At 57.4% G+C, this 24,439-nt stretch carries 22 protein-coding genes and 2 pseudogenes; 5 read left to right on the top strand and 19 right to left on the bottom strand.

Annotation, left to right across the window (positions count from 1 at the left end; all coding sequences use genetic code 11):
* Positions 1-168: 168 nt before the first annotated feature.
* Together CAY53_RS12595 and CAY53_RS12600 are read left to right on the top strand one after the other, a co-directional pair.
* A complete protein-coding gene (locus tag CAY53_RS12595) occupies positions 169-678 on the top strand; it encodes a hypothetical protein (RefSeq protein WP_146106426.1) in 510 nt (169 codons plus the stop codon).
* 303 nt (positions 679-981) lie between these two features.
* A complete protein-coding gene (locus tag CAY53_RS12600; protein WP_146106427.1) occupies positions 982-1,677 on the top strand; it encodes a hypothetical protein in 696 nt (231 codons plus the stop codon).
* 458 nt (positions 1,678-2,135) lie between these two features.
* Here CAY53_RS12600 and CAY53_RS06020 read toward each other — a convergent pair.
* The 14 genes and pseudogenes from CAY53_RS06020 to ffh all read right to left on the bottom strand — a co-directional run bounded on the left by CAY53_RS06020 (position 2,136) and on the right by ffh (position 14,302).
* Positions 2,136-3,242, bottom strand: a pseudogene (locus tag CAY53_RS06020) (IS4 family transposase).
* Positions 3,239-4,473 (bottom strand): annotated as a pseudogene (locus CAY53_RS14110) (IS3 family transposase). Before CAY53_RS14110 ends, CAY53_RS06020 begins: the two co-directional pseudogenes overlap by 4 nt.
* Positions 4,474-5,081: 608 nt before the next feature.
* A complete protein-coding gene (locus tag CAY53_RS06045) occupies positions 5,082-5,903 on the bottom strand; it encodes a hypothetical protein (protein WP_017865632.1) in 822 nt (273 codons plus the stop codon).
* Positions 5,900-7,699, bottom strand: a complete 1,800-nt coding sequence (locus CAY53_RS06050; protein WP_104936368.1) for a tetratricopeptide repeat protein — start codon at positions 7,697-7,699, stop codon at positions 5,900-5,902. The genes CAY53_RS06045 and CAY53_RS06050 overlap by 4 nt, the downstream gene beginning before the upstream one ends.
* Positions 7,693-8,319, bottom strand: coding sequence for a dTMP kinase (gene tmk, locus CAY53_RS06055; protein WP_104936369.1), 627 nt, complete (start codon positions 8,317-8,319; stop codon positions 7,693-7,695). Before tmk ends, CAY53_RS06050 begins: the two co-directional genes overlap by 7 nt.
* Positions 8,309-9,340 carry a 4-hydroxythreonine-4-phosphate dehydrogenase PdxA gene (pdxA, locus tag CAY53_RS06060; RefSeq protein WP_104936370.1) on the bottom strand — a complete coding sequence of 344 codons (1,032 nt, stop codon included), beginning with the start codon at positions 9,338-9,340 and terminating at the stop codon, positions 8,309-8,311. The genes tmk and pdxA overlap by 11 nt, the downstream gene beginning before the upstream one ends.
* Position 9,341: 1 nt before the next feature.
* Positions 9,342-9,719 carry a YraN family protein gene (locus tag CAY53_RS06065; protein ID WP_104936371.1) on the bottom strand — a complete coding sequence of 126 codons (378 nt, stop codon included), beginning with the start codon at positions 9,717-9,719 and terminating at the stop codon, positions 9,342-9,344.
* A complete protein-coding gene (locus CAY53_RS06070) occupies positions 9,706-10,407 on the bottom strand; it encodes a ribonuclease HII (protein ID WP_104937465.1) in 702 nt (233 codons plus the stop codon). Before CAY53_RS06070 ends, CAY53_RS06065 begins: the two co-directional genes overlap by 14 nt.
* Before the next feature lie 113 nt (positions 10,408-10,520).
* Positions 10,521-10,871, bottom strand: a complete 351-nt coding sequence (gene rplS / locus CAY53_RS06075; protein ID WP_104936372.1) for a 50S ribosomal protein L19 — start codon at positions 10,869-10,871, stop codon at positions 10,521-10,523.
* 166 nt (positions 10,872-11,037) lie between these two features.
* Positions 11,038-11,805 (bottom strand): tRNA (guanosine(37)-N1)-methyltransferase TrmD, encoded by a 768-nt coding sequence (trmD, locus tag CAY53_RS06080; protein ID WP_104936373.1) that lies wholly within the window; start codon positions 11,803-11,805, stop codon positions 11,038-11,040.
* Complete coding sequence (rimM, locus tag CAY53_RS06085) at positions 11,795-12,352, bottom strand: ribosome maturation factor RimM (RefSeq protein WP_104936374.1); 558 nt, start codon at positions 12,350-12,352, stop codon at positions 11,795-11,797. Before rimM ends, trmD begins: the two co-directional genes overlap by 11 nt.
* A 38-nt stretch (positions 12,353-12,390) precedes the next feature.
* Positions 12,391-12,633: a KH domain-containing protein gene (locus tag CAY53_RS06090; RefSeq protein WP_104936375.1), complete on the bottom strand. Its 243-nt coding sequence runs from the start codon at positions 12,631-12,633 to the stop codon at positions 12,391-12,393.
* Positions 12,634-12,644: 11 nt separating this feature from the next.
* Positions 12,645-12,893 carry a 30S ribosomal protein S16 gene (gene rpsP, locus CAY53_RS06095; RefSeq protein ID WP_104936376.1) on the bottom strand — a complete coding sequence of 83 codons (249 nt, stop codon included), beginning with the start codon at positions 12,891-12,893 and terminating at the stop codon, positions 12,645-12,647.
* A 59-nt stretch (positions 12,894-12,952) separates the two neighbouring features.
* Positions 12,953-14,302, bottom strand: a complete 1,350-nt coding sequence (gene ffh, locus CAY53_RS06100; RefSeq protein WP_104936377.1) for a signal recognition particle protein — start codon at positions 14,300-14,302, stop codon at positions 12,953-12,955.
* 239 nt (positions 14,303-14,541) lie between these two features.
* Here ffh and CAY53_RS06105 point away from each other — a divergent pair, with 239 nt between their 5' ends.
* Positions 14,542-15,123, top strand: coding sequence for a TSCPD domain-containing protein (locus CAY53_RS06105; protein WP_245874904.1), 582 nt, complete (start codon positions 14,542-14,544; stop codon positions 15,121-15,123).
* Here the strand turns inward: CAY53_RS06105 and CAY53_RS06110 are convergent.
* Positions 15,120-15,509, bottom strand: a complete 390-nt coding sequence (locus CAY53_RS06110; RefSeq protein ID WP_104936378.1) for a thioesterase family protein — start codon at positions 15,507-15,509, stop codon at positions 15,120-15,122. The genes CAY53_RS06105 and CAY53_RS06110 overlap by 4 nt on opposite strands.
* Before the next feature lie 218 nt (positions 15,510-15,727).
* On the opposite strand from CAY53_RS06110, the gene dnaE reads away from it, so the two are divergent.
* Positions 15,728-19,267, top strand: a complete 3,540-nt coding sequence (gene dnaE / locus CAY53_RS06115) for a DNA polymerase III subunit alpha (RefSeq protein ID WP_104936379.1) — start codon at positions 15,728-15,730, stop codon at positions 19,265-19,267.
* Between the two features lie 486 nt (positions 19,268-19,753).
* Positions 19,754-20,074 (top strand): IS30 family transposase, encoded by a 321-nt coding sequence (locus CAY53_RS13910; protein WP_219842743.1) that lies wholly within the window; start codon positions 19,754-19,756, stop codon positions 20,072-20,074.
* A gap of 112 nt (positions 20,075-20,186) precedes the next feature.
* On the opposite strand, the gene CAY53_RS06125 is transcribed toward CAY53_RS13910, so the two are convergent.
* From CAY53_RS06125 to CAY53_RS06140, 4 genes are all read right to left on the bottom strand, one after another.
* Complete coding sequence (locus CAY53_RS06125; RefSeq protein WP_104936380.1) at positions 20,187-21,383, bottom strand: DegT/DnrJ/EryC1/StrS family aminotransferase; 1,197 nt, start codon at positions 21,381-21,383, stop codon at positions 20,187-20,189.
* A 352-nt stretch (positions 21,384-21,735) separates the two neighbouring features.
* Entirely contained in the window at positions 21,736-22,551 is an 816-nt protein-coding gene (locus CAY53_RS06130; RefSeq protein ID WP_104936381.1) for a formyl transferase, read from the bottom strand.
* Positions 22,548-23,165 carry a sugar transferase gene (locus tag CAY53_RS06135; protein WP_104936382.1) on the bottom strand — a complete coding sequence of 206 codons (618 nt, stop codon included), beginning with the start codon at positions 23,163-23,165 and terminating at the stop codon, positions 22,548-22,550. Before CAY53_RS06135 ends, CAY53_RS06130 begins: the two co-directional genes overlap by 4 nt.
* A 56-nt stretch (positions 23,166-23,221) precedes the next feature.
* Positions 23,222-24,391 (bottom strand): glycosyltransferase family 4 protein, encoded by a 1,170-nt coding sequence (locus CAY53_RS06140; protein WP_104936383.1) that lies wholly within the window; start codon positions 24,389-24,391, stop codon positions 23,222-23,224.
* Positions 24,392-24,439 lie beyond the last annotated feature (48 nt).

Here is a 24,439-nt window from a genome sequence, read left to right on the forward strand (position 1 = left end):
GGGGTAGTCAGACGGAGCAAAAAACAGGAAAGTCTGAACCCCGGAAATGTTTGTGGCAGAGCATCCTGCGCACACTGCCACAGGCACTATGGCAAAGGCTGAAGCTGGATTGCCGGTGCGGAGCAGGCAATTCTGCTTGAGTGATTGAGATAAGATAGGGAGCAGGATATGACTATGAAAGGTTCTTTATTTTTTTTCGTCACCTTGCTTTGTAGTTGTATTTGCAGCGTTCTCTGTGCGCTTGCCTGTTTGCAGGCTGCTGGTTTCTGTGTGCAGGAGATGCGCTGGCTTTCTGTTGCGGGAAAAAAAATGATTGCGGCAAGATTTATCAGTGATGGCAAAGATCGCCCAATTGTACGTTATCCTGGTACACCGGATGGTACTATAGAAGAGCGTAATACCCTGGTTCCCTACAACAATGTATTGGAATTCTTGCAGAAAAATCCTGACTGCTGCACGGTTATTCCTTATGAAGAAATATATGTCGATTACGAACCGATAACCTTTTGGGACAGATTTTGGGGAGGCTATTCCTACGGTGTCGTGGTCAAGTCACTGACCACAGAGAAAATCAGCATTAATGGCGGCCCTGAAGTTACTGAGACGAATCCATCTGAAATTTATCTGAGATTTAACAATTGTGGCAAATGCCGCATGAAGGATTCCTATCCATATTAAATATAATGATTCAACCTGTTTTGAAATAATTGGTGGGGGACTCTATACCTGATTTATATGCAAAGAATAGCAAACAGCAGAATATAGGCTATACTAAAAGTCAAGACTATATTGATGGTATGGGAAAGCCTCTGAAATTTGATGCGCTGGGATATATAAAAGCGAAAGGCCCTGGACGATTTGTTCTTGATTCAGAGTCAGCACTTTACACAAAACAGCAATACCACTAAAAATACAATAATAAAATAGATGGAAATTTGTTATATGTACAGATATTTATTCGTTATAGGAGCATTGATACTGATGACGGGAATTACTGACTGTAGTGAGGTCAATAGTTCCCATCATTATGAGGCGATGCCCTTTGAGAGACAGACACCAGGGAATCCAACAACAAATGATTATGCGCTGCATTTTAGAGTTGACTACAAGGTTGTCGAACAAGGTGCCACCTATACATACAGGTATGGCGGCGGCAGTGAGACTCATGGTCTTGGAGGAGGGCGTTCGGGTTATGGGGCTTTCGGTGAGTTGGTTCTGGATTTTAAATTTAAGGGTGGTCGTATTTTTCATGAGGTCATAACTTTAAAAAAGTTAATGGCTGATATGCTACAAAGATATCAGATTCAGGATCTTAGCGATACTCATCTAGAATATAACGGAGGTGCTGAGGTCAATGTAAAAATTGACAGAGAAAGAATAGTTATAGACTATACGTTAGATAAAACAAAAAGCATGAATCCTCTTATATCAGAATATTATCAATATCCATTATTTGAGAAGTCATTATTGGAAAATAATGAGTTACTACCATTACCAGGAAATCCTGACTTAAATTTATTTGGTATTCGTTTTTATGTAGATAGAGATATTTTTTGTGAAGGAAATTATAAATATACAGCGGAAGATGGTAAGATAATACCAATTAATGAATTGGGGCGCTATGGATATCAGAATGTGGGAAAACTTTATCTGAATTTTACCTTAAAAAATGGATAGAATATAAGAAAAGATATTGATTTAAAACAACTGTTTATAGAATTGCAAAATAATCTTAATATAATTGATCTTTCAAGATCAAAATTTGGTGGATATGCTGATTTGGTAATTCTTATAGAGAGAGATCATTTGACAATAGACTACCGTCTACTTGAACGTAAGAAAAAACAAAAATTAGAGGCGGTATCCTGGCATGAGTCATACAAGCGAGAAGAAGATCGTCCAGGGACTGGTTACCGATTAATACAAACGTTGACTGCACATTCTTCGCAGTATACAGAGCACCTCTATCCTATTTATTACTATAATTTTAACAGTAAATAAAACAGAGAAGGTATCATGGAGCTGTTTCGCGATACAATACCAAAGTGAGATGCCACTGCAGCAGAGCTGGAATAATATACCGGTGAATTCAAATTGCAAATGCACCGATGATGGCGTGGTTCACTGCTGTCCCACTAACTTTGGAATAGCGATAACTGGTTGTTATGTAATGGTATTTTTTGTTTTTCCGGACAAAAAAGTTCGTCTAAATCCCGCCGTTCAAACAAATTGAGCTGAACAAGCCGTAAAATCTGCAGGATAGATTGCCCCAGGCGACTCTGAAATTTGATGAAGGCCACCAGAAGATACGCGCACAACGCGATCCACAGCTGCGTCCGCACCGCGTTCATGCTACCGCCCACAAAGCTCTTCACCTTCAGGTGCTGTTTGATCCACTTGAAGAACAGCTCCACTTGCCACCGCTCCTTGTACAGTGCCGCCACCGTGGTTGCCGCAATATCCAGGGCGTTGGTCACAAACTCGTATTCCTCACCTCTCGCTTCATCCAGAAAGCGGACTGTCCGGAACACGCCCTCCACTCCTCTGAACCGGATTTCCCGGTCTTCCAGGATACCCGCGCTTTTGCACCCCCGGCGTTTCGCGCCAGGCTGCACCGCAGCACCACGCTTCAGGCGTGTGACGAAATGCACACCATCCTTCGTCAACTCCTGATACCACTGGTAATCCGTGTAGCTCCGGTCAAAGACCACCCAGGAACCTCGGGGAAGCCGCAGTTCACGCGCCTTGTTGATCTCGTGGACTCGCCCTGCCGTCATATCCACGAAGCTGGGCAAATAGCCGTCCGCCGCAAGCCCCACATGCAACTGCATCGCCCCCTTGCTGGCGCGGTACGTGGCCCAGCGAAACAGCGAGAGCGGCAGCTCAATCACCGTGGCATCAAGGAGATAGACCTTGCCGCCGTCTTTGAAGCGGAACTTTTGGTGGGGAGGCGCAAGCGATTGACAACGAGCCAAAAGCGCTACGAACACCTTTTCGAACAGCTAGGCGGCTGTCTTTTCATTAGCCCGCGCCAGACTGGAACGACTGAATGAGCCGAGGCCCAGATGATAAAGTTTGCGACTTTGCGGTGAAAAGGCATCCACAATGCCGCGTAAACTGTCGCGTCCAGCGAGTTGCCCCACCAGCATGGCCACAAACTGCGTCCACCCAGAAAGGGCGCGGCGGTGTTTCTTTGGTTTGTATCGGTCTACGGTTTTTTGGACACGTTTTTTGTTGATCAAACCGCGATGTTCACGGCCTCTTTCTGGATGGCCCGCACCGCTGACGGAGTCTTGTAGTCGTGGCGTCCGATGTTCCATTCCCGGTTGTACGTATCCTTGAATTCCAGGAGGGCGAGGCGGAGTTCCTCCACAGTGTCGAACCGCCGAATCCAGAGCAGGTTCTCCTTCAAGGTCCGAACAAATCGCTCCGCGATGCCGTTGCCTTGGGGCTCTCTGACGAAGGATGGCGAACTCTGAATACCCAGACAGGAAATTTCCTCTTGAAACACCTTGGAAACGTACTGACTGCCGTTGTCATGCCGCAGAGTCAGGCCTTCAGCCACTGCGGGGCCAAAGGCGCCAAAGCTATGGCGCACACCTTGGCGAATCGGCTCCAGGGCTTCGAAACGCGTCCCGTACCTGGCGGCGTGGATGCCGACACACTCCAAAGAACAGTGGTCCACCGCCAGGAAGATCGAGGCGTTGCCTTCCCGTGCAGTCATCGTCGTGGTCATGTCTGTGCCCCACATCTCATCCACCCGCTCTGTCTTGATCGTCCCGTCATGCGCTTTGGGGCCGTGAGGCCTTCCAAGGTTGCGCACGGCAAGCAGCTTATTCTCCCGCATGAGCCGAAGCGTTCGCTGAGGGGAAGTCCTGATCCCATCAAAGCGCAATCTGGCCCACACTTTCCGGTAGCCTTCGCCAGTGAAGGGAGAACGTTGGATGCAGGCGACTATATGGTCGAGCAATTCGTCGTCGCCATGGAATCCGACAGGGCCTCTGCGGCCAGGCGCACTCTCAGCCGAAGCCTTGCGCGCGTAATGCGTCGATCTGGGGATGTCCCAGACCTGGCAGACTCTCACCAGTCCATACTTCTGTCCTGTGGAGGGCGAGGAGGACCGGCTCATTTCCTCGACCTCCGCCACGCCAAAGGGCCTTTTGTCTCCAGGAGCCGAATCTTCTCGCGGAGCAGCTCGATCTCCATGGTCTGCTCGCCAATCTTCTCGTTGAGGCGCCTGTATTCGGCATCCTCGGCCGGAGAGCGCTTCTTGAGACTATCGGCCCCACCGGCCAGAAAGGCGTCCCTCCATTGTGAGAGCTTGGCCGCTGTGACTCCGAGTTCCCGACTGAGCATTTCAATGTCCTCACCGCGCAGAAGCCGAAGGACGGCCTCAGTCTTGTGCTGTGCCCAGAATCGCTTGGGAGCCGCCTCAGTCTCCCCGGTTCCAGTCGGCCTGCGGCCGTCCTCCACCGGGGAGACGGCCGTCATGCACTTGTCGATTTCTTTGCTCATGAATCACCTCATGGGGAGTCTTTCTACTCCCAATTCGGTGTCCAAGAAAACCCTATACCAGAGGAGGTTGAACCGCCCGGCGGACTTGCTCAAATTCATGTCTCGGAAAAACTCTAAGCAATTGGCCGACAACCGTGCTACAATATCCCATGGCTTGGACCTCTTTGGTTTTAATGAACTTTTTGTCAAATCCATTATACCACACAAGGGGCTCCAAGCCTTTATTTTATCCCGAAATCATTGATATTTTGTGGGACAGCAGTGGTATAAAGTAAATAATGGCTCCGCTGTCAAACTCACCGGAAATGAAATTGAACTTCTTGGCAGCCCGTTAAAAAAGTCGCAGCAATGCGCATTGCGAGTAAAATAGTTTTTCCACGGGCTGTTATAGGATGTGGCTACGGCAGAGGGCGGCCTCTTCTGGCTGCATGGATGCCGGGCAGCGTTGCAGACAGATGGTGCCGATTTTCTGGGATCGCGCTTTGCAGGGCGCTGATCTTTGCCCTGAGCCTGGGGATGCTGGCTCTGCCGAAAAGCGCCGCAGCGGCGCTTTGGTTTTTTGAGTTTCAGTACAGTTCCTGCACCTTGAAGTGGGGTGGGATGTCCGGATGAAAGGTGGAGAGGGGCAGGGGATCGAAGGAGAGCGGGCCGCTGCGGGCAAGCCGGAGGCTGCCCTTCACCAGGCTGCCCTGCACCTCGGTGGTTCTGGGCCAGAAGTAGCCGCTGCCCCGGTCCTGGTCATAGTCGATGTAGCGCAGATCCAAAAGAATCCCGGTTTTCCCGCCCTCGTTCTCCAGCAGGAGATGCCGGGCCATGAGGCCGGTTTTTTTGTCCACCAGCACGCGGTGGCTCAGGCCCGGATGATCCCAGGAAAACCAGTAGCCGTTATGCTCGGGATTCTGCTCGGCCCTGACGCCAAAGGCGGGCACCCTTTCCAGCCGGCCGGCCAAAAGCGCCACCACGTCCTGCACCTTGAGGGGCTCCGGCACCAGTTCACGCCAGACCCTGCCGTTCACCAGGCCGCGCTGCACGCTGGCCGCACGGTTGTCGATTAGGGCAAATTTCCGGCCATCAGCCACGGCCAGATACAGGGTACGGCCCAGGGGATCGAGGGCTGTAAAACGGAGCAGGTCGGGCGCGTCCATTTGCAGTTGGACCTCCAGCCTGCCGCTCTGGCCCAGGATCTGCCAGGAAAGCTGGTAGCCGGTTTCAACGGAAGAGGGCTGGGGCTGCCTGCTCATGGTCATGAGGCGGGCCAGTGCCTGCCGCTGTTCAGGCGGTTCGAGCGCCACGGTTTTGGGCAGATTGGGGCTGGCGCAGGCGCTGAGCAGGGCTAAAAGGCCGGCGAGCAGGGTCAGAACAGGAGACCGGGAAAGGGATGGCTTCATGGGACAGGTTTCGCTTGTGGGTCGGGCGCTTCGAGGGCCTTTATTATCTTTTGCAGGCGCAGGCGGCCGCTTTCGTTGCCGGCCTTGACGGAGTCGGCCAGGAGGCGCTGGTAGATGCGCAGGGCTTTTTTGTGCTGCCCCCTGGCCGCGAGCACCTCGGCCAGATGCTCCTGCACCTCCGGCTCCTGGCTCCCCTGGGCGGCCTTCTCCAGGACAGGCAGGGCCTCGTCCAGCCGGCCCAGGCGGTAGAGCACCCAGCCCATGCTGTCCTGAATGGAGGCATTGTCGGGCATGAGCTCCAGGGCACGCTGGATGTAGTCCAGCGCCATCTGCAGGTTGATGCCGTCGTTGGCCCAACTGTAGCCGACAAAATTCAGGGCCGCGGCATTGGAGGGGTTGATGGCGATCAGCTTCTGCATGATGTCCATGGCTGCCCTGTGTTCGCTCTTCTGCTCCAGAAAGGCGCCATAGCTGTAGAGCAGATCCTCACTTTCGGGATAGCGCCGCAATCCTTCTTCCAGCACCTTGCGGGCCACGGCGCTGCGCTCCTGGCTGTCGTGGAGTTCGGCCAGCAGGGGATACATGGCTGGATGGCGGGTGATGGCGCCTGCGATGTTGCGTTCCAGAAAGAGCACCGCATCGTCCACCCGGTTCAGTTGCCGGCAGAGACTCACCATCAGGGCCAGGGCCTCAGGGTATTCCGGGGCCTTGTTGTCGATCAGCCGCACCTGGGCAAGGGATTCCTCGTATTTCTGTTCGTGCTGGAGCAGGGCGGCCAGAAGAAAACGGGCCTCGCTGCTGTTGTCTCGCTTGATGCGCTGCTCCAGAATCCGCCGCGCCTCGTCATACTGTTCGTGGCGGATGTAGTAGCGCGCGATGCTCAGATCCACCCAGCCGGGTTTGTCCGGCGCCTGTCGCAGCCTGAGCAGTTCCTCCAGAGCCTGTTCTTCCCGCCCTTCCTGCAGGAGGAGGCGGATCAGGCCGGCGTAGGCGTTTTCGTTCTGCTCCTCCCGGTCGATGATGTCCCGGTACATGGCCTCGGCAGCGGCAAAGTCGTGCTGCCGGATCAGCAGTTCGGCGACTTCGGCCTGCACATCCGCCGACCAGTTGAGTTCGAGCGCCCGGGCGAAATGGGCCCTGCTGGCCGCGAAATCCTCCGTACGCCGCAAAAGGCGCGCCATGAGGAGCTGGGCCTGATAGGAATCCTCATCCCTGCCCAGCTCCTGCTCCAGAATGCGGCGGGCTTCGGCGGTGCGGCCGGCTGCCATGTAGATTTCCGCCAGCGGCAGCGTCACGGCCGGATCATCCGGGTGGCTGGCCAGAATGCGGCGATACTGCTGCAGGGCCGCATCGGTCTTGCGCTGACCCATCAGGATATTGGCGTAGAGCAGGCGCAGGCTCACACTGTCCGGATGTTTGCCCAGAAAGGTATGCAGCCACAGGGCCGCCTCGTGCACGCGGCCCAGCCGGAGCAGCAGGAAGGGAATCTTGCTCTGGGCATAGCTGGCCTTGCTGTCGCAGATGGCGGCATTTTCATAGGCTTCCAGGGCCTCCTCGAAATCCTGCCTCAGCTCGGCGCTCCGGCCTTTGAGGAAATAGAAATAGGAGCAGGCATAGTCCTTTTCATCGCTGCTAGGGCTTGGGGTGACGGCTTGGGAACTGCCGTTTGCCTGCTGCGGCCCTGCTGCGAGGTCTGTCCGCTGTCTGTCGCCGGGTGCGGCCTTGCCGGCCGGCTGGCAGGCCCAGAGCAGGGGCAGCAGCGCCAGGACGGCGAGCAAAAGGAAACGGTTCAGCATGACCAGCCCCTCTGCCGGCAGAGCGGCCGCACCAGCGCTCGAATCTGTTCCTGCACGAGTTTCCGCTCTCCGGTGGCATCAATACGATGGATGCAGGGCTGGGTGAAGCTCTGGAAGCAGCGGCTGACCCTGATCAACTGTGCCTCCTGTTCGAAGTCGTTTGGTTCCTCGCCACGGTTTTCCCGGATGCGGCGCAGGCATTCGGAGACCGGCGCCTGCAGGAGCAGGACCAGATCGGGCTCCGGCGCAAAGCGGTTCATGGTAAAGATGAAGTCCGGATCCAGCCCGGCCGCGCCCTGATAGGCAGCGGTCGAGAAGTAGTAGCGGTCAGTCAGCACAATCTGGCCTGCGGCCAGGGCTGGAAGAATGCAGCGGGCCACGTGCTCCCGGCGGTCCTCCACGAAGAGTTCCAGCTCTTCCCGCTTGCTGATGGCGTTGCGCTGCCGAAACATGGCCTGGATGCGCCGGCCGAAGGGGCCGTTCGTGGGCTCGCGGGTTGTCACCACCGTCAGGCCCTGCCGCCGGAGAAAGGCGGCCAGTCGGCGCAGGTGGCTGCTTTTGCCGCAGCCGTCAATGCCTTCAAAGGCGATCAGCAGGCCTGTTCTGGTCTCAGTGGGCATGGTGTTCCCGGTTGGCAACGATGTCCTGGGCCATGATCACGGCCGCCTGCAGACTTTTAGCCCGGGCCTGACCGCGACCGGCGATGTCATAGGCCGTGCCGTGATCCACCGAGGTGCGCACAATGGGCAGCCCCAGGGTGACGTTCACGCCGTCGTCAAAGTGCATGAGCTTGAAGGGAATCAGACCCTGATCGTGATACATGCTGACCACCGCGTCAAAGCGGCCGCCGGCTGCCTGGTGGAAGAGCGTGTCCGGTGGCCAGGGGCCGCTGAGTTCGGCCTCTGCCATCCGCTTGTCCGCGGCCCGGGCCGCTGCCATGGCAGGCAGGATGAGGCGGCTTTCCTCATCCCCGAACAGGCCCTGTTCGCCTGCGTGCGGGTTCAGGCCCGCCACTGCGATGCGTGGTTGTTTCAGGCCGAAGTCCTGCACCAGGCTCTGGCGGGTGGCCAGGATGCAGTCACGGATGCGCCCTACTGTGAGCAGGCCGGGCACTGCTGCCAGGGCCTCGTGAATGCTGACCAAGACGACCCTGAGCCGCGGGCCGGCCATCATCATGTGTACCTGCGGGCTCCCGGTGAGCCCGGCCAGCATTTCCGTATGACCGGGAAAAGGGTAGCCTGCAGCCTTGAGGCTGAACTTGCTGATCGGACAGGTGACCAGGGCCGTGGCCCGGGCCGAGAGGATCAGGCGCACCGCCGCTTCGATGTAGCGGGCCATGGCCTGGCCGCTTTTGGCCGTGGGTCTGCCCCATTCCAGGTCATGCAAATCTCCTGCCACCTGGAGAACCGGCACCGCATCCATGGGCACTGCCTCTCCCGGCTGCCACGCTCTGATGCTGAGCCGGCGCGTGCCGGTCACCGCCGCCGCCCGGGCCAGGATATCCGTATCGCCAACCACGACCACGGGCCGTTCAGGGTCAGCCTGCCAGCCGTCTGTCCCGGCAAAGAGGCGCATGACGATTTCCGGCCCGATGCCGGCCGGGCAACCCATGCTGATGAGCAATGGCTTGGTCTGTCGCATGTCAGATGGCAGTCTCAAAGGCGTTTTCTATCTGTTCCAGATGCATGGCATGGCCTTCATGGTCAAGCTGAACCGCGATGACGTCAAAACGGGCCGGACATTGCTCCAGTCCCGCCTGCATCATATATTCCAAGGCTATTTTTGACAACCTGAGCCGTTTGGCCGCGGTCACGGCCTCGGCCGGGCTGCCGTAGCGGGCGGAGGAACGGGCCTTGACCTCGACAAAGACGAGGGTGTCCCGGTCCTGCGCGATGATGTCCACCTCGGCAAAGGCCCGGTAAAAATTGCGGGCCAGGATCTTGTAGCCTTTTGCCTGCAGGTAGCGGACCGCTGCCGCTTCCCCGGCCCGGCCGGCTGCCCTGCTGTCAGGTTTTTTCATCACGCCTGCCCGATGTGTTGTTGACAAAGTCCTGCACTCCACGAAAACTCATCCGGTGCTCAGGGCAGGGGCCGAAGCGGGCAATGGCATCCCGGTGTGCCCTGGTGGGATAGCCTTTGTTCTGCAGCCAGCCGTAGCGGGGATATTTTTCGTGGAGCTCTGCCATGAGCCGGTCCCGGTGGACCTTGGCCAGAATGGAAGCTGCGGCGATGGCGGCGCTCCTGCTCTCGCCGCGCACCAGTGTTTGCTGGGCCACGTTCAGGGGCATGGGAAACTTGCCGTCCACCAGCAGACAGGCGGGCAGGGCGCCGTTTTTCTCCGCACAGGAGAGCGCTGCCCGCTTCATGGCCAAAAGCGAGGCCTGCAGAATATTGATCCGGTCGATTTCCTGCGCGCTTGCCAGACCCAGGCCAAAGATTGCACCGTTTTCGTGCAGGATCCGGAAGAGCAGTTCCCGCTCTTTTTCGCTGGTTATCTTCGAGTCGCGGAAGATGCGGTACTCGCAGTCCGGCGGCAGAATGACGCAGGCCGCCACAACCGGCCCGGCCAAAGGCCCCCGGCCGGCCTCGTCCACACCCGCGACCGGCCTGATCCCCCGGGCCATGAGGCCGCGCTCGATGGCAAAGGTGTCGGCCGGATTTTTGACGGCAGGCAGGGGCAGGGTGGCAGTATCACGCCGGCGGCTCATGGCGCGCTCGCTTGCTGGCAGATGGCATACAAAAAACTCCGAAGGCCAGATGCAGGCGCTTGCCGTGCACATGGACTCCGGAGCTGGAAAGGCAGGCCGGCAATGCCGCCTGTTTACCTGTTCAGGCCACGCTCACGGATGCGGGCCGCCTTGCCGCGCAGTTCACGCAGATAGTAGAGACGGGAACGCCGCACCCGCCCCCGGGTCACAATTTCCACCTTCTCGAGCCTGGGGGAATGCAGGGCAAAGGTCTTTTCCACGCCCACGCCATGGGAGATCTTGCGCACCGTGAAGGTGGCGTTCATGTTGCCGCGCTTCCGGCGGATGACCACGCCCTGATACACCTGGACGCGCTCCTTGTTGCCTTCAATGATGCGGATATGCACCTTGACCGTGTCGCCGGGGCGAAAATCGGGCATATCGAAACGCATCTGCTCCAAATCAATCCTTTCAATGATATTCATAATATTCCCTTGTGAGATCTGAGGCGCACCTTACGCCTGAAGAGAGCAATTCATGCTTTTTTGTCATTTCACGGTACAGCCGGCTGCGCAGTACGGCTGCCGAAGGGATGACAGCCCATGGGCGAAATACCCCGAGGAGGCCTGAACTCCTGCTGGCAGGGGCTCCTCATGCCGTGCGTCCTCTCTGCGCCGCTTCGACCGCGGCAAGCAGGCCTTCCCTGTGCAGCAGTTTGCGCTCAGCCTGACTCAGGCTGAGTCCTGCAAGGAGGTCCGGTCGCCGCTCCAGGGTCAGACGGACGGACTCCAGAAATCTGTGCCGTTCCACGGCCGCATGGTCCCCGGAGAGCAGCACCCCAGGCACCGTCATGCCTGCAAACAGCGGCGGCCTGGTGTACTGATGGTGCTTCAGCAGGCTGCGGCTGAAACTGTCCTTCTCCGCCGAGTCCGCACAGCCCAATGCTCCCGGCAGCAGGCGGCACACCGCGTCAACAACCACCAGGGCGGCCAGTTCGCCGCCACTCAGCACGTAGTCGCCGATGGAGCATGCCTCATCGACAAAACGTGCGGTAAAGCGCTCGTCCACCCCCTCATAGCGGCCGCAAAGCAGGATCAGCTGATCGCAGTTCGTGGCATAGTCCTGCGCCCGCCCCTGCGAGAAGGGCAGGCCGCGCGGACTCATCAGAATCACCCGCCGTCGCTCGCCCACCCGCGGTACCGCGGCCAGGCAGGCGGCCAGCGGCTCCGCTTTCATGACCATGCCCTCGCCGCCGCCATAGGGCCGGTCGTCGGTTGTCCGGTGCGGGCCCGTGGCATGCTCCCGGATGTTATGGATACCGATGTCCAGAATCCCGGCCAGAATAGCCCGGCGCACAATGCCTTCGTTCAGTGGGGTGGTGAAAAAGTCCGGAAAGATGCTGAGCAGGTCAATGCGCATCGTGCCCCGAATCCCTTGCCACCAGCCCCTCGGGCAGGCTGAAAATCACGGCGTCCGCCTCCACCCGGGCAATAAAGGCCGCTACCGCCGGGATCAGGCTCTCGCCCTCGCCATGGCGAAGCACCAGCAGTGTCTGCGCCCCGTTGTCCATCACCGCCGTTATCCGGCCAAGGGGCAAACCTTCGCAGTCGCGGGCCTCCTTGCCCATCAGGTCGTGCAGGTACCACTCCCCGGCCTGAAGCTGGGGCAGATCCCTCCGCCTCACCCAGAGCGGGCAGCCGCGCAGCAACTCAGCCTCGTTCCGACTGTTGCAACCCGAGAGCTGCAACAGGGCGCCTTTGTCCGCCAGCCGCGCCTGCAGCACCTGGAACTCCCGTTTTTCTGCAGAGTCGCGGTCCCCTGCGGCGGAGAGAAAGACACGTCTGTAGGCCAGCATGTTTTCCGGAGCAGCCGTGCAGAGCGCCACGCTCACTTCACCACGCAGGCCGTGGGGCCGGGTAATCGTCCCCACCCGGACAAAGTCCTGCGCCGGCATCCGCTCAGACATGGCGATTCCGCTCCGCCAGGATGCAGGAGGTGTGTAGCTCAATTTGCGGCGGCTTTTTCCGCTATTTCCAACCGGGCCCGGCGGTCATCGGTTTGGGCGGCGGCCATAATCGCACGAATGGCCTTGGCTGTGCGGCCCTGTTTGCCAATGACCTTGCCGATGTCTTCCTGCGCCACGCGCAGCTCACAGGTGAGACCTTCTTCCGCTTCGCGCATGTCTACACAAACCTGATCCGGCTGGTCCACCAGGTTCTGCGCGATATAACGAACCAGCTCGCTCATCAGCAACAGTTTCAGGCCGCGCTGGCAGCCTGTTTCCTGATGAGGCTGCGCACGGTGACCGAGGGCACCGCGCCCTTGCCGACCCAGTGGTTCAGCTTTTCCGTATCGATTTTCACCGCAGCCGGGTCGCACTTGGGGTCATAGGTGCCCAGAATGTCCAGAAATTTGCCGTCGCGGGCGCATTGGCTGTCAGCCACGACGATACGGTAAAATGGACACTTTTTCCGACCCCTGCGCGTCAAACGGATATGCACTGCCATGTATTTTCCTCTTGTGATGGTGATGGGCCAGCAGCGGCCCAAGGTCTTTGATATATTTTTCAGCGGCGCAGGCCCTTGGGCACCTTGCGGTGCTTGGCACCCGCCAGAATGCCTTTTTCCTTCATCTGCCGCATCATCTTCAGCATCATGGCAAAACTCTTCAGCACCTGATTGACCTCGGCCACCGTGGTGCCCGAGCCTTTGGCGATGCGCTGCCGGCGGCTGGCGTCGATGATGCGGTGGTTGTTGCGCTCCTTCATGGTCATCGACTTGATGATGGCCTCGGTGCGCGCCAGTTGTTTTGCATCGGGCTTGGGCGCGTTCTGAAGCTGCTTCAGCTTGTTGATGCCCGGAATCATGCCCATAATCTGTTCCAGGCTGCCCATCCTCTTGATCTGCTGGATCTGGTCAAGAAAGTCGTCCAGGGAGAAGGTGTTTTTCTGGATCTTTTTGGCCAGCTTTTCGGCCTTCTTCTGGTCGACTACAGCCTCCGCCTTTTCAATCAGCGAAAGCACATCGCCCATGCCCAGAATGCGGGAGGCCACGCGGTCGGGGTGGAAGACATCCAGGGCGTCCATGGCCTCGCCCATGCCCACGAACTTGATGGGCTTGCCGGTGACCGACTTGATGGACAGGGCCGCGCCACCGCGGGCATCGCCTTCCATTTTGGTCAGGACCACGCCGGTAAGGGGCAGCTCGGTGTTGAAGGCGCCGGCCACGGTGACCGCATCCTGGCCGGTCATGGCGTCGGCCACGAAGAGGACCTCGGCAGGCGACACGGCCCCGGCAATGGCCTTCAGCTCGGCCATGAGTTCCTGGTCGATGTGCAGGCGGCCGGCGGTATCCAGAATGACCGTGTCCTGGCCCTTTTCCCGGGCACTGGCCACGGCTGCCCGGGCGATGTCCACCGGGTTCTGTTCTGCCGCGGAGGGAAACACCGGTACGCCTATCTGCTCGCCCAGAACGTGCAACTGCTCAATGGCCGCCGGGCGATAGACGTCAGCCGGAACCAGAAGCGGCCGGCGCTCCCTGCCTTTCAGCAGTCTTGCCAGCTTGGCCGAAGTGGTGGTCTTGCCGGAACCCTGCAGGCCGGCCATCATGATGACCACGGGCTGCGGCCCGTTCAGCTTCAGGGGCTGGGCCTCGCTGCCCAAAAGCCGCACCAGTTCATCGTGCACCACCTTGATGACCTGCTGGCCGGGGGACAGGCTGTCCAGCACATCCTGGCCCACGGCCTTGGCCGTCACCTTGGACACAAAGTCCCTGACCACACCCAGGTTCACATCCGCCTCCAGAAGGGCGGTGCGTACATCGTGCATGGCTTCCTGGATGTTTTCTTCCGTCAGGACGCCCTGGCCGCGAAGCTTTTTGAAAACGGATTCCAGTCGGTCGGTCAGATTCTCAAACATGGCATACCCGAGACAAAAGATGCATGCGGTGGCATGCAGGCGATTCTACCTATCACCATTTAAGATGCAAAGGATTTTCTTATCCTGATCAGCCGCAAATGTCAAGACTTTCAAGCGAATGGCCGCCTGTGGCGGGATTCTGCCGTTCTGTCCGTCTTTGCCGGTGTTTTCCGGACCGCTTTGTGCTAGATTTGCAGGCAACGTTTTTGCAGATTTGATGAATCGAATGCAAGGATACCATGATGGGAAAAGTGCAAGCACAGGGCCCGGCGGCCTGCCCGCTCTGCGGCAGGGCCATGGGCAAGGCCGATGTCGGCAGCGGCAAGACTGCAATCTGTCCGGACTGCGTCGCGCTGCTGGCCAGGGCGGTACGCGAGCAGCCGGAGCTGCTGCGGGAACTCTGGGCCGCCCAGCACGGCCAGCCGCCGGCGGCACCGCCGGGCAACGCCGTATCCGAACCGGAGCTGCCGGAGGTGCTGGACGCCAGACGCTACCGCACCATCGACCGTGACGGCAACAAGTGGTACCTGTCGGTCAGCGAGCTGAACGGCCGTCCGGTCGAGGTCTTTGCCTCCACCGCCTTTGACCGTGACCACGAACTCCAGTCACGCATTGCCAATCTCACCACCATTACCCGGCTTATTTCCATGGTGCTTCGCTATCTCTCGCTGGGCGAGACCCTCACCTATGAAAAATGCCTGAAACAGATTCAGCGCAGCTCCCGCCAGAAAGACGACCTGCCGGATATGCTCGTTGGTGTGCTGGGCCGTTACGTCATCAGCAGGACCGGCGAAGATTCGGCAGAAAAAGAGCCCTGTTAGCGGCCATTGGCCCTGGCCAGAAATTTTGTGTTTTCGATAATGAAGCGCTCGTGGCGGCCCCGGCCGATGATGCCGGCCTCGTCCTGCGCCTCCACCTCAAAAACCAGACGCCTTCGGTCGATTTCAACCAGTTTCGAGGTGCAGGACACCCGCCGCCCCATGGCCGTGGCGTGCTCGTGGGTGACATGCACCAGCGTGCCCACGGTGCCGTAGCCTTCCGGCAGGTGGGGCTGTACCGAGCGCAGGCAGGTCTTTTCCATGAGCGCGATCATGGCCGGCGTGGCCAAGACCGGAACCAGGCCGCTGCCGCAGTGCGGGGCGCTCAGTTCTTCCGTTACCGTGAGTGCTTCCTGGCCGGTGATGCCTTCCGGAATCGTAATTTCCATATCTTGCTCCGTTGCTTGCCAAAGTGGTGCGGGTTCCTTGCCGCCCCTTTTTATGCCACAGCCGGGCCTGCTTCCGCAAGGGGAGAGTCCGGCCTTTGCCTGCAGCCTTTTTCTGCTTTGGCCCGGCCGGAAATCGGGTAATATGCGGGTCGGAACCGCTCTGAACAGAACTGGAATCCAGAAAAATTCACAGGTATTTCAACATATTGTAAAAAATCATGGGCAACTTTGTTCATCTGCACCTGCACACCCATTACTCCTTTCTGGATGGCGCCATCCGTATTCCCGAACTGATGGACCGGGTACGGGAACTTGGCATGGATGCTGTGGCGATTACCGACCACGGGGTCATGTACGGTGCGCTGGAATTCTACGATGCGGCCAGAAAGGCCGGGATCAAGCCCATCATCGGCAGCGAACTCTACCTGGCCGAAAATGGCATGGATTCACGGGGTGCCAGGGCGGGGCGCAATTTTCATCTGGTTGCCCTGGCCATGAACGAAGCCGGCTACCACAACCTGGTGCAACTGGCTTCCATGGCCCAGGTGCACGGCTTTTACCGCAAGCCGCGCGTGGATTGGGAGCGGCTCTTCGAGCACAACGAAGGGCTCATCGTCACGAGCGCCTGTCTGCAGGGCGAGATTGCCTGGCGCTGCGTGCACGACGACCTGAAAACCGCGCGCCAGCGGGCAGTCGAGGTGCAGAAGGTCTTTGGCGACCGCTTTTATCTGGAGCTGCAGGAAAACGGCATCCCGGAACAGGCAGTGGCCAACCGGGCGCTCATGGAGATTGCGAAGGAACTGGGCATTGGCCTGGTGGCTACCAACGACTGTCACTATCTGCTGGCCGACGATGCCCAGGCCCATGCGGTGCTGCTCGCCATCCAGTGCGGCAAAACCCTGAACGATCCCGGCTGCTTCCGCTATTCCACCAACACGCTTTACGTGAAGTCGCCTGGGGAAATGGCCTCTGCCTTTGGCTATTGCCCGGAGGCCATCGAAAATACGGTCAGAATCGCCGAACGCTGCAACGTGGAATTCTCCTTTGGCAAGCCCTTTTTCCCCAAGTTCCCACTGGCCGAGGGCCATACCCTTGCGGGCGATTTCGAGGCCGCCTGCTGGAAGGGCTTCGAGACCCGCATGCAGGAGGTGGCCCGGCACCGCGAACTCGGCCCGGAGCTGCGGCAGCAGTACCACGACCGGCTGGTCATGGAGATCGATGTCATCAGGAAGATGGAGTTTCCGGCCTATTTTCTCATTGTGGCCGACTTCATCAACTGGGCCAAGGATCAGGGCATTCCGGTCGGGCCGGGCCGCGGCTCCGGCGCAGGCAGTCTGGCCGCTTTCTGCATGGCCATCACCGACATCGACCCCATTGCCTATGGCCTGATTTTCGAGCGCTTTCTGAATATCGAACGCAAATCCATGCCGGATTTCGACGTGGACTTCTGCCGCGACCGCAGGGACGAGGTGCTGGGCTATGTGCGCGAGCGCTACGGCGGAGACGACTACGTCTCGCAGATCGTGGCCTACGGCTCCATGAAGGCGCGCGGTGTGGTGCGCGACGTGGGGCGGGCCTTGGACGTGCCGCTGGCCGAGGTGGACAGGATCGCCAAGCTCGTGCCGGATGATCTGAACATCACGCTCACCAGGGCGCTGGCTCAGGAGCCGAGGCTCAAGGCGGCCATGCAGCAGGATCCCCTCATTCAGGAACTGATCAGGATCTCGCTCCGGCTCGAAGGTCTGGCGCGGCACAAGTCGGTGCATGCGGCCGGGGTGGTCATTTCGCCGTCTCCCATCACGGATTTCCTGCCGGTCTGCGTGAAGTCGGAAAAGGACGGCGATGTCCGGGAGATCGTCACCCAGTACGACAAAAACTATGTGGAAAAGGTGGGGCTCATCAAGTTCGATTTTCTGGGCCTGAAAACGCTCACCATGATCGACAAGGCGGTGCGCGGCATCGAGGCGCGATGCGGCAGGCACTTGGACATCAACCGGCTGGCCGTGGACGACCGGGAAACCTACCGGCTCCTCTGCCGGGGCGATTGCCTGGGTGTGTTCCAGTTGGAGAGCGACGGCATGCGCAATCTGGTGGTGCGGATGCAGCCGGAGCAGTTTACCGATCTGATCGCTTTGGTGGCGCTTTACCGGCCGGGTCCCCTGGATTCCGGCATGGTGGACGCCTTTGTGGACACCAAGCATGGCCGCCGGGAGGCCGAGTATCCGCTGCCGCAACTGAAGGATGTCCTGGAGGAAACCTACGGGGTTATCGTCTACCAGGAACAGGTCATGAAAATATCAAATATTCTGGCCGGTTACAGTTTGGGAGACGCGGACATCCTCCGCCGCGCCATGGGCAAGAAAAAGCCCGAAATCATGAAGCAGGAGCGCAGCCGCTTCATGGAGGGGGCCAGGAAAAACGGCATCGATCCGGAGCGGGCGGGGCATGTTTTTGATCTGATGGAGAAATTCGCGGGCTACGGTTTCAACAAGTCACACTCCGCAGGCTATGCCTTTGTCGCCTACCAGACCGCCTACCTGAAGGCCCACTATCCGGCGGAATTCATGGCCGCACTGTTGTCCTGTGACGTGGACAACACCGACAAGGTGGTCAAATACATTCAGGAATGCAGGCGCATGGGCATTGGGGTTCTGCCGCCGGATATCAATGCCTCGTTCCGGGACTTCACGGTCAGTGGCGACCGGGAGATCCGCTTTGGTCTGGCAGCCGTCAAGAACGTGGGCGGCGCGGCACTGGACGCCATCATCGAAGAGCGGGAAAAGGCCGGAGCCTACAGGTCGCTCACCGATTTCTGCATTCGCATCGACTCTGCCAAGGTGAACCGCAAGGTCATCGAAAGCCTGATCAAGGTCGGCGTGTTTGATTCGCTGAATGCCAACCGGGCGCAGTTGGCCGCCATGCTGGACGCGAGCATGGAGCGGGCCAAAGCGGTGTGGCGCGAGCGGCAAAGCGGGCAGATGAGCCTCTTCGGCGCCGGCCCGGTGGCCCTGCCGGAACATGGGGCGGAGGAGGTGGAGGCACCGGTGGTGGACAACTGGCCGGAACTGCAGCGGCTGGCCTATGAAAAGGAAATAGCGGGCTTTTATCTGACCGGGCATCCTTTGGAATCTGTGGCCGCCGAGCTGGAGCTGATGACGGATTTCCGGCTGGACAGGCTGGGTGAGGCGCTGAACGGTCAGGTCGTGCGCGTGGGCGGCCTGGTGGCTGCTTACCGAGAGCACAAGACCAAGAAGGGCGAGCGCATGGCCTTTGTGGTGCTGGAAGACCTGTCAGGCAAAGTGGATCTGACCGTTTTTCCGAGCCTCTTTGCCAGATACGATTCGCTGCTGACCAGCGATCAGCCGCTCATTGTGGTGGCCAATGTGGAACAGGCCGAGGAGGGGCCGAAACTGACCGCCGAGGATATCCGCACCTTGCCGGACGCGCTGGAGCACAGTTGCGAGCAGCTTGTGCTGCGCCTGCCGGCAGAGCGGCTGGCCCGCGAGCGGCTGGCCGGGCTCAAGGATCTTTTTTTCCAGCATCACGGCGGGGTTGCGGTCCAACTGGTGCTGGACTTTCCGGGCCGGGGCGAGGTGGACATCGATGCCGGGCCCGACCTGGGCGTGCGGCCGAACCGGGGCTTGTTCCGTGCTCTCAGGGCCGAGTTCGGCGATCAGGCGCTGCGTCTCAGGATGCGGGCGGCCAGGGCCGCGTCCAGAGGCGGCCGGGGCCGCTGGCGCAGAGAAGCGGAGGGCTAAGTGCTCATTGTCAATGCACCACTCGGTCAGGGTGAGAGAGGTGAAAGGGCAGGGCGGGATTCTGGTCGAGTTGGCAGCGCCAGGCAGCCGGCAGGAGCCTGCCATGTCCCGCAGCCATCTGATCCTAGCAGAGCGCATCGGCATCGAAGTAATTTGTAGCCATGGGCATGAGTTGCCGAACAATTGCTGCCTGCCCTGGCCCGCCACCACAGCACCATTTCCCGGGGGCCGCGCTATGACCGCCGCATGCGCCGCTCCGATCTGGTCGCCCGAACGGATTGCGAGCCGTCTGCGGCTGGACTATCCAGAGGATCAAGGCATGGGCACCAGTGGGAGACCATCTGCCCGCTGGATCTCTGCGGCCGCACTGCCTGGCGATGCCGGCAGCCGTCATTTGCGCCGCACCCACCGATGCCGCAGGCGGCAAGGCAGGTGCGGCCGGGGCAGATCCCGGGTGTATTGATATAGCCCGGCGGCCACAGCCTGTTGCAGGCGGATCTGGTCTGCGCTTCCAGGGGCCAGGCAGCGCTGCTCAGTTGCAAGGAGCGCAAGAGTCGCTTTCTGCTGCTGGCCAAGGCCCAAAGCAGAACGGCCGCCGCCTCGGGCGAGGGGCTTGTTCCGCGTTTGTGTGAGATATCACCAGACCTGCGAAAGACGTTGACGCTTGATAACGGTTCGGAAATGGCAGGCTTCAGGGGGCTGGAGTCGGCCACTGGCCTGCGCACGTATTTTTGCTGGCCGCATTCGCCCTGGCAGCGCGGCAGCAACTTACGGAGAAGATGCTCTTCACGGCAGCTCATCGGCTGAATAAGCGGCCCGCAACTGTTTAATCTACCATACTTCCGCTGAAGTTTTTAACCTTGCCCTCGCTGCTGCACTTGCATCTTGTGGTCATATACAGTCTTAAAGTCGAAATGCTCTAGCGGCCAGCTCTCCCCATTTCAGGAGTAGCCAGATGCATCACCTCTGTCAGCACCTCAATCGTCAGCTCCATATTTTCTTCACCGATTCCTGGATGCAGCAGGAACATGAGACTGGTTTCACCCAGTTCCCGGGCAAGGGGCAATCTTTCCTTGGGTCGCCAGCCGGTGTGCTCAAAGGCCTTTTCCAGATACACCTCGGAGCAGGAGCCTGAGTAGCAAGGCACTCCGCGCTGGTTGATCTCCCGCATGATACGATCACGGTCCCAGCCCGGCAGAAGCTGCTCCGGTTCCACAAAAACATAGCCTTTATAGGCGGCATGCTCGCTGCCTTCCGGCAGCAGAGGCACGCGCAAACCAGGGAGTTGCCGCGCCGCCTGCCAAAGCATCTGCAGGTTGTGCAGGCGCTCGGCGTGCCAGCCGGGCATGCGGCGCAGTTGAATGCGGCCAATGGCCGCCTGCATTTCCGTCATGCGCCAATTGGTGCCGAAACTCTCGTGCAGCCAGCGGAAACCAGAGGCATGCTTGCGTTCGTAAACCGCTTCCCAGCTTTTGCCGTGATCCTTGCAGGCCCACATCCGCGCCCACAGGGCGTGGTCATTCGTGGTCACCATGCCGCCTTCGCCGCCAGTGCTCATAATTTTATCCTGGCAGAAAGACCAAGCCCCCACGTGGCCAATGGCGCCAACCGAGCGCCCTTTGTATCTTGCGCCATGGGCCTGGGCGCAGTCTTCAATCACAAAAAGGCCGTGTTCCCCGGCAAGCGTCATTATCGCATCCATATCGCAGGGCCAACCCGCAAGATGAACGCATACTATCGCCCGTGTACGCGGACTGAGGACAGGGCGAATGGTCTCGGCACTGATATTCTGGGAATCGCGGTCTACGTCGGCGAACACCGGGACTGCGCCACAGTTGACAATGCAGGAGGCAGAGGCCAGAAAAGTCCTGGGCGTGACCACCACCTCATGGCCCGGGCCAATCCCCAAACCGTGCAAGGCCAGATCAAGGGCAACGGTGCCGTTGGCCAAGGCAATTGCATAATCTGTTTGCACCCAGGCGGCGAATTCCTGCTCAAACTTGCGGCACTCCTGGCCCGTCCAGTAGTTGACTTGGTTGGAGAGCAGAACCCTGCTGACCGCATCTGCTTCTTCTTGGGTATAGTGAGGCCAGGGAGCAAAGGGAGTGTTCAGCATGACAAAGTTGTCTATTTTTTGAAGAGGTATGTTTGTTGACCGCAACAAGTGTTTTGTGCTGCCTTCAATGCGATGCCGTGTTGTGGGTTGAACTGAATTTTTGGCACAGCCCAACTTGGACTCAACCTTTTTGCATTGGTCGGGCCGGATTGCCGATAACCGTTGTTTCCGGCGGCACATCCCTGTAACGAGCGGTTGTTTAGAATTTTTTGTTTAACAGCCCGTTGAAAAACTATATTTCAGATTTACAGGAATTGCAAAGTTTAAGTGACGCAGAATCAGTGAGTTGCCCTCCTGCCTTGCAAGGTTTTTGACTCGCAAGGCACATTGCTGCGGCTTTTTCAACGGGCTCTCAATCATTCTTTCCCTCATCAGTAGAGGGGGCAGGACAAGAAAACAATGAGCTGGAGTTGGGATCTGCCAAACTGGACAAAATTTGACGATTAATCAGCGTGTATCGTTTGCCATTTAATTCAATAAAGGCTCCATCGTAGGGGGGGAACCAAAAAGCTCGAATTTTCCGGTCAATGTCGTCGGTCGCGGGGTTCAGGCACTTCATATCTTCCAGCTCTTTTCTCGATAGATAGATTCCCCCTTTATTTTGTACTCGGTTAATACTGGCAGGATCATCAAGAACAGCATTAACAATTTCCATAAATAGGTCTTTAAGTACTTTTTGTGATTTTTTTTCAAGAGTTACCACTGTTTCAGTATAAAAATCAATTGGAAAATACTTTACTTTTATTATATCTCCCGTATCTATATTTTCATCTACAAAATGTGCAGAAACTGCCCATTTTGGTAAACCATGGAGAATTGCCAAGTTATATCCGCCAACTCCTTTAAAATCTGGGAGAGGTGCAGGATGAAAGTTTATGATTCCAATTTTTGGCATAGAAATAAACTCACATTTGAGCTTTTTCCAATACAATACTGAAAGACCAAGATCAAAAGATAGTCTCTCATTGCGCAGTGCCTGAATGGCAGATTCAGAATCAAAAAGTGGAATGCGGTAATTACGGGCCACATCTGATGTAATTGAATGTTGCAGATGCGTATCCGACAAAACTCCAACAACTTCTACATCTTTCCGGGTATCTAGCAACCATTGCAGGCATTTTGCAGCAACCTGCTTTCTACCAAGAAATAATATTTTTAATTTTTTCATAATTTTCCCTTGAATTTCACTTGCCCAATACCATTGGTATCATCAATATTTTCACGTAGCAATACCTTCTTTAAGGTTACTGCCAGAATTTTAACATCTACCCATAATGTCCAGTTGTCCACATACCATACATCCAGCTCAAATTTTTCTTCCCAGCTCAGGCTGTTGCGGCCGTTCACTTGGGCCCAGCCGGTTATGCCGGGTCTGACTTCATGCCGACGAGCCTGCTCGGCCGAATAGAGCGGCAGATATTCCATCAATAGGGGGCGTGGCCCCACCAGGCTCATGTCTCCCCTGAGTACATTCCATAATTCCGGCAATTCATCAAGGCTGGTGGCCCGCAGCCAGCGGCCCAACCTGGTCAGGCGTTCCGCATCCGGCAGGGGCCTGCCCTGCGCATCAAAGGCGCTGCGCATGGTGCGAAATTTTATGAGTTGAAACGGGCGGCCATGTAAGCCTGGACGGGTTTGACGAAAAAGTATCGGAGGCCCATGTGTTATCCGCACCAACATGGACAGGCCGAGCAAGGCGGGCCACATGAGGGCCAGTGCAATCGCGGTCATGCCCACATCAATCAGGCGTTTGCCAAAGCGCTTATAGCAGACAGATTGCATGATGATAAATTCCGTTGCCTTGAACGCAGCGATTTCTCATACAAGACTCAAGACAATCAAGATGCTGCAACAGTGGGAGGACATTGTCCGCATTTTGATGTTTTCGAACAAATCAGTTGAATCAGCCGTTGGTTGACCTTGCAGATGTCATAATGCTCCAGGGCAAGTTGCCGACTGGCCAGACCCATGGAAGTGATGAGTTCAGGGTGCTGCATGAATGCCATCATTTTTTCCGCCAGGAGCTCAGGGCTATGCACGGGCACCAAAAAGCCATTTACCCCATCGGCAACTGTCTGCCGGCACCCTGGAACATCGGTGGTAATGACCGGACGTCCCATCGCCAGAGCCTCCTGGGTACTTAGGGGAACTCCCTCCCGGTATGATGAGGGCAGCACAAAAACGCTCGTCTGGACAAGCCAGGGCTGTACCGGAACATGACCCTGCCATTCGACAATGCCTTCATCATACCATGCCTGCACCTCAGAACGTGTGATGGCTCCTGGATTCTCGTCAAGATCGCCAAGTAAAATAAATCGAACCTGAGGATTAATTTTTTTGACAATTCGGGCGGCATTTACATAATCTTCAACCCCTTTTTCACGGAGCAGCCGCGCCACCATTAAGAAGGTAAGGGGCTCCACTACAGGATGTGTAAAGGGCCACTTGTTCAAATCAACGCCAATGCCGCCGAGCAGGAATGTCTTGCTGGCTGGTAACAAGCGAGCAGCAATGAACTCATTTTGGTCGTCAGGATTGAGAAAAATCACTTTATCAGCGCAGGAAAGTCCCAGTTTATATAGCAGCATAACCAATCGTTTGAGCACACGACGCGCCAGAGAAAATCCTGTGGGGCTAGGAGTAAAAATGAATCCAAGACCTTCAATCAATGCAATCCGATACGGTACATCGGCCCACTTTGCTGCCAATGATCCGAATATTACAGGTTTGATAAAATAATTCAGAACGATATCTGGATGTATTCGCTTTAATAAACGGGCAAGTTGCCAAGTACTCAGAATATCGACAAATGGGTTCATGCCAACACGGCTCATAGAACAATCTATGGGGATAGCGCCTAGACTTTGAACAGCCATACGGGTCTCATCATCAAAGTTGGGGGCAAGTGTAAAAACTTGAATGCCCTTATCGCACAACGCCTTAATTAACTGACCCCGGAAATGTGTCAGGGATGGTGCATGAGATGTAATAAAAGCCAGTTTCAACATTATATTTTTTAAGTCAAATGTATTCAATGATATCAAAACTAAATACTA

The organism is Desulfobulbus oralis, assembly GCF_002952055.1.
GTDB lineage: Bacteria > Desulfobacterota > Desulfobulbia > Desulfobulbales > Desulfobulbaceae > Desulfobulbus > Desulfobulbus oralis.